Source organism: Nakamurella endophytica (genome assembly GCF_014646215.1).
GTDB lineage: Bacteria > Actinomycetota > Actinomycetes > Mycobacteriales > Nakamurellaceae > Nakamurella > Nakamurella endophytica.
In genome coordinates, this window is the sequence record NZ_BMNA01000004.1 from 111447 (window position 1) to 129006 (window position 17560).

General features: G+C 75.2%; 12 protein-coding genes. 6 read left to right on the top strand and 6 right to left on the bottom strand.

The genetic code is table 11. The features are described 5' to 3' along the window. Positions 1–4: 4 nt before the first annotated feature. From IEY37_RS11060 to IEY37_RS11070, 3 genes are all read right to left on the bottom strand, one after another. Complete coding sequence (locus IEY37_RS11060; protein WP_188941626.1) at positions 5–1735, bottom strand: glycerol-3-phosphate dehydrogenase/oxidase; 1731 nt, start codon at positions 1733–1735, stop codon at positions 5–7. A 119-nt stretch (positions 1736–1854) separates the two neighbouring features. Next, complete coding sequence (gene uvsE / locus IEY37_RS11065) at positions 1855–2787, bottom strand: UV DNA damage repair endonuclease UvsE (protein ID WP_188941627.1); 933 nt, start codon at positions 2785–2787, stop codon at positions 1855–1857. Next, complete coding sequence (locus IEY37_RS11070; RefSeq protein ID WP_188941628.1) at positions 2784–4187, bottom strand: NAD(P)H-quinone dehydrogenase; 1404 nt, start codon at positions 4185–4187, stop codon at positions 2784–2786. Before IEY37_RS11070 ends, uvsE begins: the two co-directional genes overlap by 4 nt. 208 nt (positions 4188–4395) lie before the next feature. Here IEY37_RS11070 and IEY37_RS11075 point away from each other — a divergent pair, with 208 nt between their 5' ends. Next, positions 4396–4854 carry a gamma-glutamylcyclotransferase gene (locus IEY37_RS11075; RefSeq protein WP_188941629.1) on the top strand — a complete coding sequence of 153 codons (459 nt, stop codon included), beginning with the start codon at positions 4396–4398 and terminating at the stop codon, positions 4852–4854. Between the two features lie 6 nt (positions 4855–4860). Here the strand turns inward: IEY37_RS11075 and IEY37_RS11080 are convergent, their stop codons facing one another. Beyond that, complete coding sequence (locus tag IEY37_RS11080) at positions 4861–6087, bottom strand: amidohydrolase (RefSeq protein ID WP_188941630.1); 1227 nt, start codon at positions 6085–6087, stop codon at positions 4861–4863. Positions 6088–6344: 257 nt separating this feature from the next. Between IEY37_RS11080 and IEY37_RS11085 the strand changes: the two genes are divergently transcribed. The 5 genes from IEY37_RS11085 to meaB all read left to right on the top strand — a co-directional run bounded on the left by IEY37_RS11085 (position 6345) and on the right by meaB (position 13985). Continuing rightward, a complete protein-coding gene (locus tag IEY37_RS11085; protein WP_188941631.1) occupies positions 6345–7820 on the top strand; it encodes a glutamate-cysteine ligase family protein in 1476 nt (491 codons plus the stop codon). 318 nt (positions 7821–8138) lie between these two features. Next, complete coding sequence (locus IEY37_RS11090; protein WP_188941632.1) at positions 8139–8909, top strand: GAF and ANTAR domain-containing protein; 771 nt, start codon at positions 8139–8141, stop codon at positions 8907–8909. Positions 8910–8914: 5 nt separating this feature from the next. Beyond that, complete coding sequence (locus IEY37_RS11095) at positions 8915–10753, top strand: methylmalonyl-CoA mutase family protein (protein ID WP_188941633.1); 1839 nt, start codon at positions 8915–8917, stop codon at positions 10751–10753. Continuing rightward, positions 10750–12924, top strand: coding sequence for a methylmalonyl-CoA mutase (scpA, locus tag IEY37_RS11100; RefSeq protein WP_188941634.1), 2175 nt, complete (start codon positions 10750–10752; stop codon positions 12922–12924). The genes IEY37_RS11095 and scpA overlap by 4 nt, the downstream gene beginning before the upstream one ends. Further along, positions 12921–13985, top strand: a complete 1065-nt coding sequence (gene meaB / locus IEY37_RS11105) for a methylmalonyl Co-A mutase-associated GTPase MeaB (protein WP_229674301.1) — start codon at positions 12921–12923, stop codon at positions 13983–13985. The genes scpA and meaB overlap by 4 nt, the downstream gene beginning before the upstream one ends. 106 nt (positions 13986–14091) lie before the next feature. On the opposite strand, the gene IEY37_RS11110 is transcribed toward meaB, so the two are convergent. Both IEY37_RS11110 and IEY37_RS11115 read right to left on the bottom strand, forming a co-directional pair. Continuing rightward, the gene (locus IEY37_RS11110) at positions 14092–15117 is read right to left on the bottom strand and encodes an NAD-dependent epimerase/dehydratase family protein (RefSeq protein ID WP_188941635.1); all 1026 of its coding nucleotides are present in this window, start codon (positions 15115–15117) and stop codon (positions 14092–14094) included. Between the two features lie 64 nt (positions 15118–15181). After that, positions 15182–17428 (bottom strand): hypothetical protein, encoded by a 2247-nt coding sequence (locus IEY37_RS11115; RefSeq protein ID WP_188941636.1) that lies wholly within the window; start codon positions 17426–17428, stop codon positions 15182–15184. Between the last annotated feature and the right edge of the window lie 132 nt (positions 17429–17560).

Consider the following 17560-nt stretch of genomic DNA (forward strand, 5'->3'; position numbering starts at 1 on the left):
CCCGTTACGCGACCGGCGAGACCAGCAGGTCGCGGATCTCCGGGGCCTGCAGCCGCACCTCGTCGGCCGACAGGTCGTCCGGCTCGGTCTGCGACCTGCGCTCGGCCTCGACGCGGGCGACGTAGGCGGCCAGTTCGTCGGCACGCTCGGCGTCCGACCAGCCCAGCACGCCGGCCATGATCTCGGCGACCCGCGGCGCGGTCTCGGTGCCGCGGTGCGCGTACTCGATCGAGATCCGGGTCCGCCGGGCCAGCACGTCGTCCAGGTGCAGCGCGCCCTCGTGCGTCACCGCGAACAGCGCCTCGGCCTGCAGGTAGTCGGGGGCCCCGGGCAGCGGCTGCAACAGCTGCCGGTCCTCGAGCGCCGGCCGCAGCACCTCGTGGATCTCCGAGCCGTACCGGTCCAGCAGGTGCCGGATGCGGTAGGGGTGGACGCCGTACTGGGCGCCCAGCCGGTCGGCCTGGTTGACCAGTGCCTGGTAGCCCTCCGCGCCCAGCAGCGGCACGTCCTCGGTGCAGGACGGGTTGATCCGGCCCGGCAGGTCCTCCGCGGCGGCGTCGACCGCGTCGGCGCCCATGACCCGGTACGTCGTGTACTTGCCGCCGGCGATGCCGACCAGACCCGGCGACACCCGGGCGACCGCGTGCTCGCGGGACAGCTTGGAGGACTGCTCGCTCTCCCCCGCCAGCAGCGGGCGGAGCCCGGCGTAGACGCCCTCGATGTCGTCGTGGGTGACAGGCACCGCGAGCACCGAGTTGACGTGCTCGAGGATGTAGTCGATGTCGGCCTTGGTGGCCGCGGGGTGTGCCAGGTCGAGATCCCAGTCGGTGTCGGTGGTCCCGATGATCCAGTGGTTCTTCCACGGGATGACGAACAGCACCGACTTCTCGGTCTTGAGGATGATGCCGGACTCGGAGGCGATCTTGTCGCGGGCGACCACCAGGTGCACGCCCTTGGAGGCGCGGACCTTGAACCGGCCACGGCCGCCGGACAGGCGCTGCAGCTCGTCGGTCCAGACTCCGGTCGAGTTGATCACCACCTTGGCCCGGACTGTGGTCTCCTGGCCGTTCTCCACGTCGCGGACGCGGACGCCGGCGACCCGGTCGGCCTCCTTGACGAACGAGACCACCTGGGTGGACGGCCGCACGACCGCGCCGTAGGCCGCGGCCGTCCGGGCGACGGCCAGCGTGTGCCGGGCGTCGTCGACCTGCCCGTCGTAGTAGCGGATGCCGCCCACCAGGGCGTCCTTGCGCAGGCCGGGCACCAGCCGCAGGGCGCCGGCCCTGGTCAGGTGGCGGTGCCGCGGCACCGACCGGGCGCCGCCCATCGTGTCGTACAGGATCAGGCCGGACCCGACATAGGGCCGCTCGATCACGTGCTTGCTCAGCGGGTAGAGGAAGGAGACCGGCTTGGCCAGGTGCGGGCACACCTTGGTGAGCATCAGCTCCCGCTCCCGCAGCGCCTCGCGGACCAACCCGAACTCGAACATCTCCAGGTAGCGCAGCCCGCCGTGGAACAGCTTGGAGGACCGGGACGACGTCCCGGACGCGATGTCGCGCGCCTCGACGAGCGCCACGGACAGGCCGCGGGTGACCGCGTCCAGCGCGGCTCCGGCCCCGACGACGCCCGCGCCGATCACCACGACGTCGAACTCCTCGGAGCCCAGTCGCTCCCAGGCCGCCGCGCGCTGCGCCGGCCCGAGCTCTGCGCCCGAACTCAACCCGTCACCGGTCATCCCTGGTCACCCTTTCGCTGTCTCCGGGATCTGCGGACCCTCCACGCTACTGCCCGCGGGCCGACGGCGAGCAGGACGGCCACCGCACCGACCCCTTCGGCCGGGGTCCGCCCGACCCGTCAGCGGCCCCCGGACTGCGCCAGGAGCTCGAGGGCACGGACGGCGCTGACCTCCTTGTCCTTGATCTCCAGGATCAGGTCGAGGGGCAGCCCGTCCACCGCCGCGGAGAATGTCCGGAAGTGGTCGTCGTCGATGTGCGGCGCGTGCGCCCCGACCCGTTTGTCGGGGTCCTGTGACGAGTAGTCCATGAGCAGCCGGCCGTCGTCGGGACCCCAGGTGGCCGCCGCCTCCTCGGCCGACGTCCGCAGGTCCAGGTGCGGTTCCTTCACGGCCAGGTGGTGGTTGTCCAGCAGCACCGGGACGCCGGTCCGGGCGGACAGGTCCATGCACTCGGGGTACCCGAGGCCGAAGTCGTCGTTCTCGATCACCAGGCGGCGCCGGACGGTGTCGGGCAGGTCGCGGTAGCGCACCACGAACCGTGCCAGCGACTCGCTGAGCGCCTTGTAGACACCGCCGGCGTGGATCTGCACCTTGTGCGAGCCGTCCATGCCCATGGCGTCGAAGACGGCGCAGTGGTACTCCAGGTCCGCCACGCTCCGCTGGTGGGTGTCCTCCCGCGGCGAGTTCAGCAGCGTGTACTGGCCCGGGTGGAACGAGAGCCGCAGGTCGTGCTCGCGGGCGTACGCGCCCAGAGCCGCCAGCTCGTCGGCGAACTCGCGCCGCCAGTCCACCGTCACCACCGGGTGGCCGCCGAACGGGACGATGTCGGAGGAGATCCGGTAGGCGTACAGCCCGTGGGCGACGTTCCAGCGCAGGATCTCGCCGAGGGCGGCGAGGTTGCCCGCGACCGTCTCCCGGAACCGCTCCTCGCTGTAGGAGCGCAAGATGAACCCGCGGTTGGACCGGATGCCGGCCTCGGCCAGCTCGAGGTTGATCGCCGGGTAGCCCAGCCTCATCCGCGGGTACCCGGCCGCCCGGGGGGACCGGCTCACCCGAGGTCCCCGTCCAGGTGCATCAGCCGCCGGCCGAGCTCGGTGATCGACCCGGACAGCGACGGGTAGACGCTCAAGGTGTACGCGAGATCCTTGGCGGTGAGGCCGTTCTGCACGGCCATGGCGATCGGCAGGATCAGCTCGGAGGCCTCCGGCGCGACCACCACGCCGCCGATCACGATGCCCGTCGCGGGGCGGACGACCAGCTTGACGAAGCCCTCCCGCAGTCCCAGCATCTTCGCCCGCGGGTTGGTGGCCAGCGGCAGCCGCAGCACCGACGCCGGCACCGCACCGGCGTCCACCTCGGCCTGCGAGATGCCGACCGTGGCGATCTCCGGGTGGGTGAACACGTTGGCCGCCACCGTCCGCAGCCGGAGCGGCGGGACGCCCTCGCCGAGCGCATGCCACATCGCGATCCGTCCCTGCATGGCCGCCACCGAGGCGAGCATCAGCACGCCGGTGCAGTCGCCGGCCGCGTAGATGCCGGAGACCGACGTCCGGGACACCCGGTCGACCTGGATGAAGCCGGACGGACCGGTCTGGATGCCCACCCGCTCCAGCCCGATGTCGGTGGTGTTGGGCACCGACCCGACCGTCATCAGGCAGTGCGACCCGCGGACCTCGCGGCCGTCCGACAGCGTGACGACGACCTCGTCGCCGTCCCGGGCGACACCGGCCGCGCGGCCGCGCACCAGGCTCGACCCGCGCGCCGAGAAGACCTCCTCGATGACCTCGGCGGCGTCGGCGTCCTCGCTGGGCAGCACCCGGTCCCGGCTGGAGACCAGCGAGACCCGCACGCCCATCTCGGTGTAGGCCGAGGCGAACTCCGCCCCGGTCACCCCGGAGCCGACGACGACGAGGTGCTCGGGCAGCTCGGTCAGGCCGTACAGCTGCCGCCAGGTCAGGATGCGCTCGCCGTCCGGCACGGCGGACGGCAGCACCCGCGGCGAGGCGCCGGTGGCCACGAGCACGACGTCCGCCTCGAACTCCTGCTCCAGGCCGTCGGTGCCGGTGACCGAGACGCGGTGGGTGGCCAGCCCGGGCGCCGGGTCGTCCAGCGCCGCGCGGCCCTCGATCAGCGTGACGCCGACGTCGACCAGTCGGCGGCCGATGTCGGCGGACTGCGCGACGGCCAGCCCGGTGACCCGCGAGTGGACGGCGACGACGTCCATCTCGACGTCCTGCTCGGCCAACCGGACGCCCAGGTGCCGGGAGTCGCGCACCGCGGAGCGACCCCCGGCCGAGGCGATGAAGGTCTTGGAGGGCACGCAGTCGTACAGCACGCAGTTGCCGCCCGCACCGTCCGACTCGACCAGCGTGACGTCCGCGCCGTACTGGGCGGCGACCAGCGCGGCCTCGTAGCCGGCGGGCCCGCCACCCATGATCACGATGCGGGTCATCGACGGCTCTCCTCTGCTCGGTGGTGTGCCCCTCCACCGTATGGGCACGGCCACCGCAGCTCCCCGCGGTCACCGGTACGGCGACCGATCCGCTGCGTCCGGACGGCCTGCCGCTGCCCGGTACGCAGGCTCGTGGTGACCGTCCCCACGTCCGGCGGGGGTCGCCGCAGCCCGGCGGGGCGCCGGTGCGCCGATATCCTCACGGACCGTGGCGCTCTACGCGGCCTACGGGTCGAACATGGATCCCGGCCAGATGCTGCAGCGCTGCCCGTCCTCCCCGATGGCCGGAACGGGCTGGCTGACCGGGTGGCGGCTGACCTTCGGCGGCGAGGACCTGGGCTGGGAGGGAGCGCTGGCGACCGTCGTCGAGGACCCGGACCCCGCGTCCAGCGTGTTCGTCGTCCTCTACGACATGGCGGCCAGCGACGAGCGCACGCTCGACTCGTGGGAGGGCGCCGACCTCGGGCTGTACACCAAGCTGCGGTTGCGCGTGCACACCCTCGACGGTGACGTGCTCGCCTGGCTCTACGCGCTGCAGGCATTCGAGGGCGGCCTGCCCAGCGCCCGCTACCTCGGCGTGATCGCCGACGCCGCCGAGGCCGCCGACGCCCCCGCCGAGTACGTGCGGGCGCTGCGCCACCGGCCCTGCCGGTCGATCGGGAGCTGACCGCCGCTACCGCGGCGGTCCGGTCAGCGCGGCCAGCGCCGTGTGGACCAGCAGCCGGATACCGACCGGGATGGCTCGCTCGTCGGCGCGGAACGTGGGCGAGTGCAGGTCCACCATCGGCGAGACGCCGTCCCACACCCCGAGCCGGGCCAGCGCCCCCGGCGCGTGGTCCAGCAGCACGGCGAAGTCCTCGGCACCGGTGGACTGTGCGGTGACGCCGACCCCGCCCTCGCCGACGGCCGCGGTCACCGCCGTGCGGAGCAGGTCCGTGCAGGCCGGGTCGTTCTCGACGGGCGGGACGCCCCGCTCGAACGACAGCGTGTACGACGCCCGGGTCGGGGCCAGCAGGTCCGCGACGATCTCCCGGACCAGCGGCTCGGCCGCCTCCCACCCGGACCGGTCCATCATCCGCAGCGTCCCGCGCAGCAGTCCCGACTGCGGGACGGCGTTCGGCGCCGACCCGGCCGCGACGGCCCCCCAGACCATCACCGGCACCGACCGCGGGTCCATCCGCCGGCTGAGCAGCCCCGGCAGGCCGGTGATCACCGTGCCGAGGGCGTAGACCAGGTCCGCGGTCAGATGCGGCCGCGCGGTGTGCCCGCCGGGCCCGCTGACCGCCAGCGCGACCAGGTCGGACGTCGACGTGATGGCGCCGCTCTTGCACCCGACGGTGCCGACCGGCAGCCGCGGGTCGCAGTGCAGCGCGTAGGCCTGCTCCACCCCCTGCATGACACCGGCGGCGACGACGTCGTGGGCGCCGCCGGGCATGACCTCCTCGGCCGGCTGGAAGATCAACCGGACCCGGCCGGGCAGCACCCCGGAGGACTGCAGCGCCCCTGCCGCGCCCAGCAGCGCGGTCAGGTGCACGTCGTGCCCGCAGGCGTGGCACACGCCCGGGACCGTGGACGCCCACGGCAGCCCGCTGTGCTCGGGCAGGGGCAGCGCGTCGATGTCGGCCCGCAGCGCCACCACCCGGTCGCCCGCGCCGATGTCGGCCACCACCCCGGTGCCGCCCGGCAGCACGGTGCCGCGGATCCCGTAGCGGGCCAGCGTGCGCAGGATCAGCGCCGAGGTGGCCGACTCGGCGCGGGACACCTCGGGGTGGGCGTGCACGTCCCGGCGCAGCGCGACCAGCGCGGGCAGTTCGGCGGCCAGAAAACCGTCCAGCCACACCGGGCCTCGCCCGGCACCCGGATCCGCCGGAACGTCCGGGTGCGACGACGCCTGCGTCATGGCCGCGGACCACCCACCTCTCGCCTGTCCTGGCTCCGACGGTCGTGCGACCCGTCCGGACCGGGCCGCCGACGACGGGCTGCACCGCCGACCGACCCCTGCGGACCCGTCCCGCCGGCGCCGACCGCGCGACGCCGGCCGGTCGGGTCGCCGACGCGTCACCCTAGTCACCGGTGCCGGCGCGGCGGCACAGCCGCACCCTGTGGTTGGCTGATCCCGCCAGCGCGCTGTTCCGGAGCGAACACGGGAGGTTCGCAGTGGGCGACGACATCACCGGCGGCCAGTTCACGCGGGAGCAGCGGCAGCGCTACCGGGAGAAGGTGCGCCGCTGCCTGGACGTCTTCGAGCGGATGCTCTCCGAGCACGTCTTCGACATCGAGAAGCCGTTGACCGGCCTGGAGATCGAACTCAACCTGGTCAACCGGTCCTGGGAGCCGGACATGGCCAACGCCCGGGTGCTGGAGGCCATCGCGGACCCGGCGTTCCAGACGGAGCTGGGCCGGTACAACATCGAGCTCAACGTCCCGCCCCGGCCACTCCCGGGTGACGCCACGCTGGAGCTGGAACGGATGCTGCGCGCCTCCCTCGACCGCGCGGAGTCCCGCGCCAACGAGGCCGGGTCGGAGATCGTCATGATCGGCATCCTGCCCACCCTGATGCCGGAGCACTTCGAGCGCGGCTGGATGAGCCACAACCCCCGCTACGCCGCCCTGCAGGACGCCATCTTCGCCGCCCGCCGCGAGGACCTGGAACTGGACATCGCCGGGGTGGAGTCGCTCCGGATGTACGCGGACACCATCGCGCCCGAGTCGGCGTGCACCTCCGTCCAGCTGCACCTGCAGGTGGCCCCCGCCGACTTCGCCGCCACCTGGAACGCGGCGCAGACCCTCGCCGGCCCGCAGCTGGCCCTGGGTGCGAACTCGCCCTTCCTGTTCGGCCGCCGGCTGTGGGCCGAGACCCGCACGGAGCTGTTCCTGCAGGCCACCGACACCCGGTCGCCGGAACTGGCCAACCAGGGCGTGCGGCCGCCGGTGTTCTTCGGGGACCGGTGGATCACCTCGATCTTCGACCTGTTCGAGGAGAACGTGCGCTACTTCCCGGCCCTGCTGCCGGAGACCTCGGACGAGGACCCGGAGGCCGAGCTGGCCGCGGGCCGGGCGCCGCGGCTGCAGGAACTCCGGCTGCACAACGGCACCGTCTACCGCTGGAACCGGCCGGTGTACGACGTCGTGGACGGCGTCCCGCATCTGCGGGTGGAGAACCGGGTGCTGCCCGCCGGCCCGACCGTCGCCGACGTGCTGGCCAACGCCGCCTTCTACTACGGCGCGGTGAAGATGCTCGCCGCGGACGACCGGCCGGTGTGGACCAAGATGTCCTTCGACGCGGCCCGCGCCAACTTCACCGCCGGCGCCCGCCTCGGTGTCGACTCCGTCTTCTACTGGCCGGGTTTCGGCGAGGTCGCCTGGGACGAGTTGATGCTGCGCCACCTGCTGCCGCTGGCCCACGAGGGCCTGCGGCGCTGGGGAGTCTCCACCGCGGTCCGGGAGCGCTTCCTGGGCATCGTGGAGGACCGGTGCAAGACCCGGCGCAACGGGGCGTGGTGGCAGAGCGAGACGGTCGCCCGGCTGGAGGCGCGGGGCATGGACCGCAGGGCGGCGCTGGCGGGGATGCTGCAGCGGTACTCGGCCGGGATGCACAGCAACGAGCCGGTCCACAGCTGGGAACTGCCCTGACCGGGTGGCACCACCCGTTCCACGACCGGGTGATGGAGCGTGTCGGGTCCTGCGTTCGCTACCGGCAGCCGGCGGTCGTGGATGCACTGCCGGACGGGTGACCACCGTGGTCATGCAGTGCGACGCTCGGTAACGTGGCGTCAGGGCCGAACCGGACGCCGACCGTTTTCGGTAACGATCCGGCCGACACGGCGGTACGGATCGGACCCGTTCCCGGGGTGGTGCGCGGACCGGAGTGGAGGCTCGGATGATCGGACGACGAGCCTGTGCAGGCAGGGCGGCGAGCACGTCCGGACGCCGCCGGCGGGACCGGACGCGGTGACCCTGCTGAGCCACGAGCCCGGTGCAGAGGTCCTGGCCGACCGGTGCGCCCGGCTCGCCGCGCTCACGGTGGAGCCGACCCTGTCCGCGGCCGAGGCCGCCGCCGCCGCACTGTCGATCGTGGTCGAGCACCTGGCCGGCCACGCCTCCGCCAGCGTGAGCCGGCCGCGGGGCTGGCGCTGGCTCACCGGAGCGGCCACCGACGGGCCCGCCGCCGACGCCGACGCCCTGCAGCGGACGTGCGAGCAGGGGCCTTCGCGGGACGCGGTCGCATCGGGCCTGCCGGTGGTCAGCACCGACGTTGCCGCCGACACCCGCTGGCCCCGCTGGGGGCCGGCCGTCGCGCGGACCGGCGTCCGCGCCGTGCTCAGCCATCCCCTGCCCGGCGGGGACGGGGAACGCGGCTGCCTGGCGGTGTACCTGGACCGCCCGGACGGGTCCGGACGGCTGCTGCGGGAGACCGCGGCGGTCGCGGCCGCCGCCGCCCTGGCGTTCGTCGCCCTCGAGTACCGGCACACCGGTGACCACCTGCGCAAGGCGGTCGAGTCGAACCGGCAGATCGGCACGGCCATCGGCATCCTCATGGCCCGCCGGGGGTGGACCGAGGCGCAGGCCTTCGACGAGTTGCGGCTGGCCAGTCAGCACGCCAACCGCAAACTGCGCGACCTGGCGGACTGGGTGACGTTCACCGGGGACCTGCCCAGACGGTTGCCGACCGACGGGGGCGTGGCGGCCCTCGGGATCGCCACCCGCCGCTCCCTACACTGACCGCCATGGGCGACGGCGACCGGGACGGGGTCGGCCCGGCGCTCGACGCCGAGCCGCCGGCCCGCCGGGACCAGTGGGTCGCCGCGGCAGCCGCGGTGCTGTCCCGCGCCGGGACGTCGGTGCCGCCGGACGCCGACCCCCGCGCGTTGCTGGAGCGCCGCACCGTGGAGGACGTCCCGGTGCCCGTGCTCGGCCTCGACGCCGACCTCTCCGGCGGGACACCGGCCCGGGCGGTCGCCTCGACGGGCCAGGACGGGGTCCGCCGCTGGGACCTGCGTGCCCGGATCGCCGCCGGCGACGCCGCGGCGGCGGCCGCGGACGTCCGCGACGAACTGGCCGGAGGGTCGACGTCGCTGTGGATCCCTGTCGGCGACCGCTGCACCGCCCCGGACGACCTCTCCCGGGTGCTGGCGGACGTCCGGCCCGACGCGGTACCCGTGGCCGTGCAGCCGGTCGGCGACACCACCGCCGCCCAGGCGGCGGACGCCCTCGTCGCGTGGGCCGACCGTTCCGGCGCGCCGCTGCACCCGGACACCAGCGTCGGCGCGGACCCGGTGGGCCGGCTGCTGACCGACGGTGCCGGCGATCCGGACGTCCGCGGCGAGCTGGCGGCGACCGCCCGGCGCGCCGCCGGCCGCGGGATCCGCACCGCGGTGGTCGACGCCACCGCGGCCCACCATCGCGGCGCCGGCGAGAGCCGGCTGCTCGGGTACGCCGTCGCCACCGGCGTGGCGTACCTGCGGGCGCTCGTCGACGCGGGCCTCGATCCGGCGGCGGCCTTCGCCGCGCTCGAGTTCCGCCTCCCAATCACCGACGACGTCGTGGTGGGCGTCGCGACGCTCCGCGCCGTGCGCGTGCTGTGGGCGAGGGTGGCCGAGCTGAGCGAGGTCTCGAAGCCGGCGGCGCGCGCCCGGTTGCACGCGGTGACCAGCTGGCCGATGCTCGGTCGGTACGACCCGTGGGTCAACGTGCTGCGCGGCACGGCCGCCGCCTTCGCCGCCGCCGCCGGCGGTGCGGACGCCGTCACGGTGCTCCCCCACGACGCGCCCGGCGGTGCGGTCTCGGCGGCCGGCCGGCGGCTGGCCCGCACCACCCCGCTGCTGCTGGAGCGGGAGGCCGTCGTGCGGCGCACGGCCGATCCGGCCGCCGGCAGCTACGCCATCGAGGTGTTGACGGACCGGCTCGCCGAGCGGGCCTGGGCCGAGTGCGCCGAGCTCGACTCCCGCGGGGTCGCCGCGGCCGCGGCGGACGGCACCCTCCCGGCGCGCTGGGCAGCCAGCGCCGAGGAACGCCGCCGACGGGTGGCCACCCGTCGGCAACCGATCACCGGGACGACGGCGTTCCCGTCGACCGCCGACGACCCGCTGGCGCGGCCCGCCGCCGGAACCGCCGACCCTCTCTCGGGTGTCGCGCGCTGGTCCGCGGACTTCGAGGAGCTGCGCGACGTCCCGGCCACCGAGCCGGTCGCGGTGCTGGTCCTCGGCGGGACGCCCCGCGGGGCCGCCGCCGGGCCGGTCGTCGAGGCCCTGTCGACCGTCGGCGTCCCCTCGGCCACCGCGACCGTGACGACCACACCGGACGACGCCGTCCGGTCCTGGCGCACCCTGGGCGCGCCGGCCGTCGTGTGCCTGGTGCCCGGTGCGGCGGAGCCGCCGGAGTGGGCGGCGGACCTGCCCGGCCTGCTCCGCTCGCACGGTGCGCGCCTGGTGCTGGCGGCTCCGCCGCGCGGCACCGCGACAGCGGTGCGGTGGAGCGGACCGGTCGACGGCGACCTCGACGCCACCACCGACCTGCCGGACCTGGGACGCCGGGTGCGGGCGGCTGCCGCAGGGGGATCGCCGTGACCGTTCCGCGCAGCCTCACCGGCCTGCCGCTGCGGCCCCCGCCGTCCCGCGACGGCGCCGGTGGTCCCGTCGCGTCCGCGGACGGGTCCCACCCGGGTGCCGCGCCGGACCCGCTGGACGGGCTGGACGCCCTGGACACCTACCCCGGACTCCCGCCGTACCTGCGCGGGCCGTACCCGACGATGTACGCGACGCAGCCCTGGACGATCCGCCAGTACGCGGGCTTCTCGACGGCGGCGGAGTCGAACGCGTTCTACCGGGCCAATCTCGCCGCTGGCCAGACCGGGATCTCCATCGCCTTCGACCTTCCCACGCACCGCGGGTACGACTCCGACCACCCGCGGGTGGCCGGCGACGTCGGTATGGCCGGCGTGGCCATCGACTCGGTCGAGGACATGCACCAGCTCTTCGACGGCATCCCGTTGGAGCGGATGAGCGTGTCGATGACGATGAACGGCGCCGTGCTGCCGGTGCTGGCCATGTTCGTCGTCGCCGGACGGGAACAGGGCGTGCCGCCGGAGCGGCTCACCGGGACCATCCAGAACGACATCCTCAAGGAGTTCATGGTCCGCAACACCTACATCTACCCGCCCGGGCCGTCGATGCGGATCATCTCCGACATCTTCGCCTGGACGGCCGCGAGGATGCCGCGCTGGAACTCGATCTCGATCTCCGGCTACCACATGCAGGAGGCGGGGGCGACCGCCGACCTGGAGCTGGCGTACACCCTGGCCGACGGCCTCGAGTACGTGCGGGCCGGCATGGACGCGGGTCTCGACCTGGACAGCTTCGCGCCGCGGCTGAGCTTCTTCTTCGGCATCGGCATGGACCTGTGGACGGAGATCGCAAAACTCCGTGCGGCCCGGGCGCTCTGGTACCGGCTGATCCACGACCTGGGCCCGGCGAATCCGAGGTCCGCGGTGCTGCGCACGCACTGCCAGACCTCGGGATGGTCGCTGACCGCGCAGGACCCGCACAACAACATCGCCCGCACCTGCATCGAGGCGCTGGCCGCGACGATGGGCGGCACCCAGTCCCTGCACACCAACGCCTTCGACGAGGCCCTGGCCCTGCCGACGGAATTCTCGGCCCGCATCGCGCGGAACACCCAGCTGCTGCTGCAGCAGGAGGCCGGCGTCACCGGGACCGTCGACCCCTGGGGCGGTTCCGTCCTGGTGGAGGGGCTGACCCACCGGCTGGCCGCGCAGGCCTGGGCGCACCTGGCCGAGGTGCGCTCGGCCGGCGGCATGGCCGCGGCGATCGCCGCCGGGCTGCCCAAGCTGCGCATCGAGGAGGCGGCGGCGCGCACCCAGGCCCGGATCGACTCGGGCCGGCAGGCCGTCGTCGGGGTGAACACGGCCGTCACCCACCAGGCGACCGAGGTGCCGGTGCGCGCGGTCGACAACCAGGCGGTCCGGGCCGCGCAGGTGGCCGCGCTGCACCGGTTGCGCGCCGACCGCGATCCGGCCGCGGTGGAAGCGGCACTCGACCGGTTGACGCGGGTCGCCGCCGCGGACCCGCACGCCGGCGGCGCCGGCGGCACCACCGACCTGTCGGCCAACCTCCTGGACGCCGCCGTCGATGCGGCGGCCGCGCGCGCCACGGTGGGCGAGATCTCGCTGGCCCTGGAGCGGGTGTTCGGCCGGCACGTCGCCGAGATCCGTACGATCTCCGGCGTGTACCGGGCCGAGGCCGCCTCCGCCGGCAACGGCGCGGACGTGGAGCGGGTGCTGGCGGCCACCGCCGCGTTCGAGGAGGCCGAAGGCCGGCGGCCGCGGATCCTGGTCGCCAAGCTCGGTCAGGACGGTCACGACCGCGGCCAGAAGGTGGTCGTCTCCGCTTTCGCCGACATGGGTTTCGACGTCGACGTCGGGCCGCTGTTCGCGACGCCGGAGGAGGTCGCCCGGCAGGCCGTCGACGCCGACGTGCACGTGGTCGGCGTCTCGTCGCTGGCCGCCGGCCACCTGACCCTGGTGCCACAGCTGCAGCGGGCCCTGGCCGAACTCGGCCGTCCCGACATCCTGGTGGTGGTGGGCGGTGTCGTCCCACCGGACGACGTCCCGGTGCTGCACCGGATGGGCGTCGCGGCCGTCTTCGGTCCCGGCACCCCGGTCGCCGTGTCGGCACTGCAGCTGCTGGACCGGCTGTCCGGCCGCGTCGCCGACCGGTGACCGCGGATCCCGCCGCGGCTCCGCCCAGGCGTCGACCGCCGGATCCTGTCCAGCTGGCCGCGGCCGTGCGGCAGGGCTCGCGGTCGCACCTGGCCAGGGCCATCACCCTCGTCGAGTCGACCCGGGCGGACGACCGGGCGCTGGCCCGCCGGCTGCTGGCCGCGCTGGGTCCGGACCGCGGGACCTCCGTGCGCGTCGGCATCTCCGGCACGCCGGGCGTCGGCAAGTCGACGTTCGTGCAGACGCTGGGCCTGCGGCTGACCGGGCGTGGCCACCGGGTGGGCGTGCTCGCGGTCGACCCGTCGAGTCCGCGCACGGGCGGGTCGGTGCTCGGCGACAAGACCCGCATGCCGCTGCTGGCGGCGGAGCCGTCGGCGTTCATCCGGCCCTCCCCGACCGCCGGCACGCTCGGCGGCGTCACCCGGGCGACGGCGTCGGCCATCCGGCTGGTCGAGGCCGCCGGCCACGACGTGGTGCTGGTGGAGACCGTCGGGGTCGGCCAGTCCGAGACCGCCGTCTCCGGGATGGTCGACACCTTCCTGCTGCTCGCGCTGGCCCGTTCCGGCGACCGGCTGCAGGGCATCAAGAAGGGCGTGCTGGAGATCGCCGACGTGCTGGCCGTCAACAAGGCCGACGGCGACCACGTGGCCGAGTCCAGGGCTGCCGCAGCCGATCTCGCCGCCGCGCTGCGGCTGGTGCAGGGCGGGTCGGGAGCCGTGCCGCCGGTGCTCACCTGCTCCGCCCTGACCGGGGACGGGATCGACGAGGTGTGGGCGGCCGTGCGGGCGCACCGGGACCGGCTCGGCGCCGACGGGCTGCGCCGGCGGCGCGCGGACCAGCAGGTGGCGCTGACCTGGTCGCTGGTGCGCGACGAGCTCGAGCACCGGTTGCGCCGGGACCCGGCTGTGCGCTCGGTCCGGGAGGACGTCGAGACCGCCGTCCGTGACGGCGCTCTGGACGCCGCCGCCGCGGCCGACCGCCTGCTGGCGGCGTTCTCGTCCCGGCCGGCGGACCCGGCCGGCGCGGTGACCGCGCCGGACCAGGGCACCCCGGCGGGCTGACCCGCCCGCCGGTCGGCGACCGGCAGCGACGCGGGGACCGACCCGGCATCGACACGGGGACCGGCTTCGGCACCGACCCGGCCGGCGCGGCTCGACTCCCCGGCGATCAGCCGCCACCGGCCCCGGCGGATTCCTCCTCGCGTTCCCACCGGGCGAGCAGCTCCGCCTCCCGCTGCGGGTCCAGGCCCGGCGTGCCGGGCGCCGGCCGCCAGCCCCCCGGCACGGCCCGCTGCCAGGCCCAGGTGTCGGACAGGGTGTCCCGCAGCGGCCGCAGGCGCAGACCGGCGGCCCGGGCCCGGGAGTTGTCGTGCGCGAACAGGCTCGGCGCCTCCGCGCGCGGTACCCACAGCGGCAGCTCGGTCCACGGCTGCACGCCCGCGCCGGCCGGCCGGTCGCCGACCCAGCGGAAGACGGCGGTGGACCCGGTCACCGCGCGGCAGCCGTCCAGCAGGTCCGCGCGCCGTACCGGGTCACCGGTCACCTCGAACGTGCCGGACGGCCGGTCCAGCGCGAACCCGGCCAGGTCGCGGCTGTCCACCAGCACCACCGGGTCGTCCGGGGCGCCCGGCGCCAGCACGGTGCCGCCACGGGCCACGCGGTCCAGCCACCACGGCAGCCGGCCGGTGCTGCTGTCGTCCGGCCCGACGATGCAACCGGCCCGCAGGAGCGCGCAACGGGACCCGAAGCGCTCCCGGACCGCCTCCTCGCAGCCGGACTTGAGCCAGCCGTACCGGTCCTGCGGCGGCAGCTCCTCGGCGTCCTCGCGGGTGGCCCGGCCGGGCGCACGGTGCTGCGGCACCCGGTGGTAGTCCGCCGCGGCGGGCCACCCGGCGTAGACGTTGACGGTCGACACGAACGCGTAGTGGCCGGCCGCGCCGGCCAGCACGTCGGCGGACAGCGCCACCTCGGCCGGCACGTAGCCGCAGGTGTCCACCACCACGTCCCAGCTGCGACGACCCAGCACCGCCAGGTCCGCGGGCGTGGTGCGGTCGCCCACCACGTGCTCGACGCCGGCGGGCGGCGGCGCCGACCGGCCGCGGTTGAAGACCGTCACCCGGTGACCGAGCTCGCGGGCGACGGACACCACCGCCGGCCCCAGGAACACTCCCCCGCCTATGACCAGGACGTCCATCGGTGCAGTGCACCACCTCGGGGGGGCCGTCGCCGCCCGGTTCGCCGTCAGCGGACGGCCGGCGTCACCGCCGCCCGACGAGCTGCGCGCCGTCGCGCTGCAGCGCCATGCAGAACGTGTGCGTCGGGCACGACACGAACGCCGGGGAACCGGGCAGGGTCTGCGGGAAGGCGGGGTCGGTCCAGGTCGTCCCGTCCCACGTGGCGACGCCGTCCTCGGCGCCGACCATGACGCAGAACGTCGCGTCCGCGCAGGAGATCGACTGCATCGCGCCGCCCCAGGTCACGTCGGTGTCGGTCAGGGTGCCGTGGTCGTAGACGACCGACTCCGACCCGCTGATGCCCGCCAGCGAGGCGCAGAAGTCGGCCACCGGGCAGCTCACGTCCGTGCCGTAGGTCAGCGTGACCAGCTCGGAGGACCGCCAGGACGCCCCGTCCCACAGCCAGCTGCCGTTGCGGCTGCCCACCGCCGCGCACAGCGTGGGCGTCGCGCAGGACAGCGACGCGACGTACGACTGGTACTCGCCGAGGTCGGTGACGATCGCCGACCGTCCTGACCAGGACGCGCCGTTCCAGATCCACGAGCTGCCCTGCTCGCCCTCGGCCACCATGCAGAACGACGTGCTCGCGCAGGACACCGAGACCAGGGTCAGGCCGGTGGGGGCGGGCAGCGATCGCCAGCGGGCGCCGTCGAACCGGACGACCGCGTGCGGACCGATGGCCAGGCAGTCGGTGGCCGTCGCGCAGGACAGGTCGCCGAGCTGCAACGGCACCGCTCCGGTGGTGACGGGGTGCCAGGCGGTCCCGTCGAAGGTGGCCGAGTGGCCGGACCCGTCGGCGGCCAGGCAGAAGGCGGCCGACGTGCAGTCCAGGGCCGAGACGCCGGTCAGGCCGGACGCGGTCGGCGCGGCCGCCGACCAGGTCACCGGGGGCTCGACGGCCGCGCCGCGGACGTAGCCCAGCACGTCCAGCACGACCTGCACCGGCCGGTCCGTCGGGTCCAGCACGTCGACGATGCCCTGCGCGGTCAGCGGGACCAGCGCCAGCCCGGTGCGGTTGCCGCCCGCCGGGAAGCTCACCGCGGTGCCGCCGGTGCCGTCACCCCCGTGGGCCTGGACCCGTACGGTGCCGGCCGCGGTGGGCGCGGCGACGGTCACGGCCAGCAGCACGGCGGCGACGCCGGACGCCGGGACGCCGCCGGTGCCGGTCACCTTGACGCCGACGAACGAGTGCGCGGGCAGCGGACCGGGATCGAGCGGCCAGCCGGCGCCGCTGCGCGAGTCGGCGATGCGCGCCGAGGGCAGGGCCACCAGCCCGCCGACCGCGGCGGTGCCGGCGCGGACGTAGCCCACGACGTCGACGAGCAGGCCGACCGCCGCGGCGGACCGGTTGATCAGCTGCACCGCACCGGCGGACGACAGCGGCACCACGACCGGCCCGGTGACCGGGCCGCCGGCCGACCAGTTCAGCACGGACGACGCGGGGACCGAGCCGCCCGCGGTGACCGTGCCGCCGGGGAAGGCGGCCAGGTAGCCCGCGGTCGACGGGTTGACCACGGTGACGGACAGGACCACGGCGGCGGCCCCGGTCGCCGGGACACCGGCGTGCCCGGCGATCGTCGGCTGCGCCCACCGGCCCGCGGCCAGCGGTCCGGCCAGCCCCAGCCGCTGCGTCGAGTCGACAATCCGCTTGGGCGTGACGGGCACGTAGCCGCCGGCGGCGGTCGAGGCGGCCGTCCACCCGGCCGTGTCCGCCTGCAGCTGCAGCGCGGCACCGGACTGGTTGGCCAGGGTGACGGTGCCGTCGGCGCCGACCGGGACGACGGCCAGCGTGGTGACCGCCCGGCCCGCGGTGAACCGGACCGTGGGCACCGTCGGCCGCGGCTGGCCGGTCGCCCACGCGGTCACGGTGCCGGACGCCGAGGGCGACGGTGCGGTCACGGTCAGCACGACGGCCGCGACGCCGGAGCTCGGGATGCCGGCGACGCCGAGCACCCGGAGCCGCACCGTGCCGTTGGCCGCGATCGGTCCGGACGCGCCGACGCGGGCGGCCGTGTCCAGCACCCGCTGCGCCGCCACGGCCGTCCACGGGTCGGCGGACGCCAGGGCCGCGGCCCGGGGCGCTGGTGCGCTCGCCGCGGGTGCCGGCACGGCCGCCGTGGCTGCGTGGGTCCGGACCGCTGTGGCGGCGGCGGCCGCCACCGGTACGGCCGCCGCCGCCGGTGCGGCGGTCGGGCCGGCGAGCACCAGCAGGGCGGTCAGCGCGGCGATCGGGACGGACAGCGCCGTGCGGCGGTGACCTCGGTGTGTCATCTGGGGTCCTCGTCCGGGTCCTCGGCGGTTCATTCGACGGAGCGCACTGATCCAAACACGGACAGCACACAGTCGGGAAGGTGGACGAGACGACGGAAGAGTGACTGCCGAATGGCTGACGAGCGACGCGCC

What these genes read in the sequence shown, in the direction of transcription:
- IEY37_RS11060 (WP_188941626.1), bottom strand. Translation starts at nt 1,735, where the DNA reads ATGACCGGTGACGGGTTGAGTTCGGGCGCAGAGCTCGGGCCGGCGCAG.
- IEY37_RS11070 (WP_188941628.1), bottom strand. Translation starts at nt 4,187, where the DNA reads ATGACCCGCATCGTGATCATGGGTGGCGGGCCCGCCGGCTACGAGGCC.
- IEY37_RS11080 (WP_188941630.1), bottom strand. Translation starts at nt 6,087, where the DNA reads ATGACGCAGGCGTCGTCGCACCCGGACGTTCCGGCGGATCCGGGTGCC.
- IEY37_RS11095 (WP_188941633.1), top strand. Translation starts at nt 8,915, where the DNA reads ATGGGCGACGGCGACCGGGACGGGGTCGGCCCGGCGCTCGACGCCGAG.
- IEY37_RS11110 (WP_188941635.1), bottom strand. Translation starts at nt 15,117, where the DNA reads ATGGACGTCCTGGTCATAGGCGGGGGAGTGTTCCTGGGGCCGGCGGTG.
- IEY37_RS11115 (WP_188941636.1), bottom strand. Translation starts at nt 17,428, where the DNA reads ATGACACACCGAGGTCACCGCCGCACGGCGCTGTCCGTCCCGATCGCC.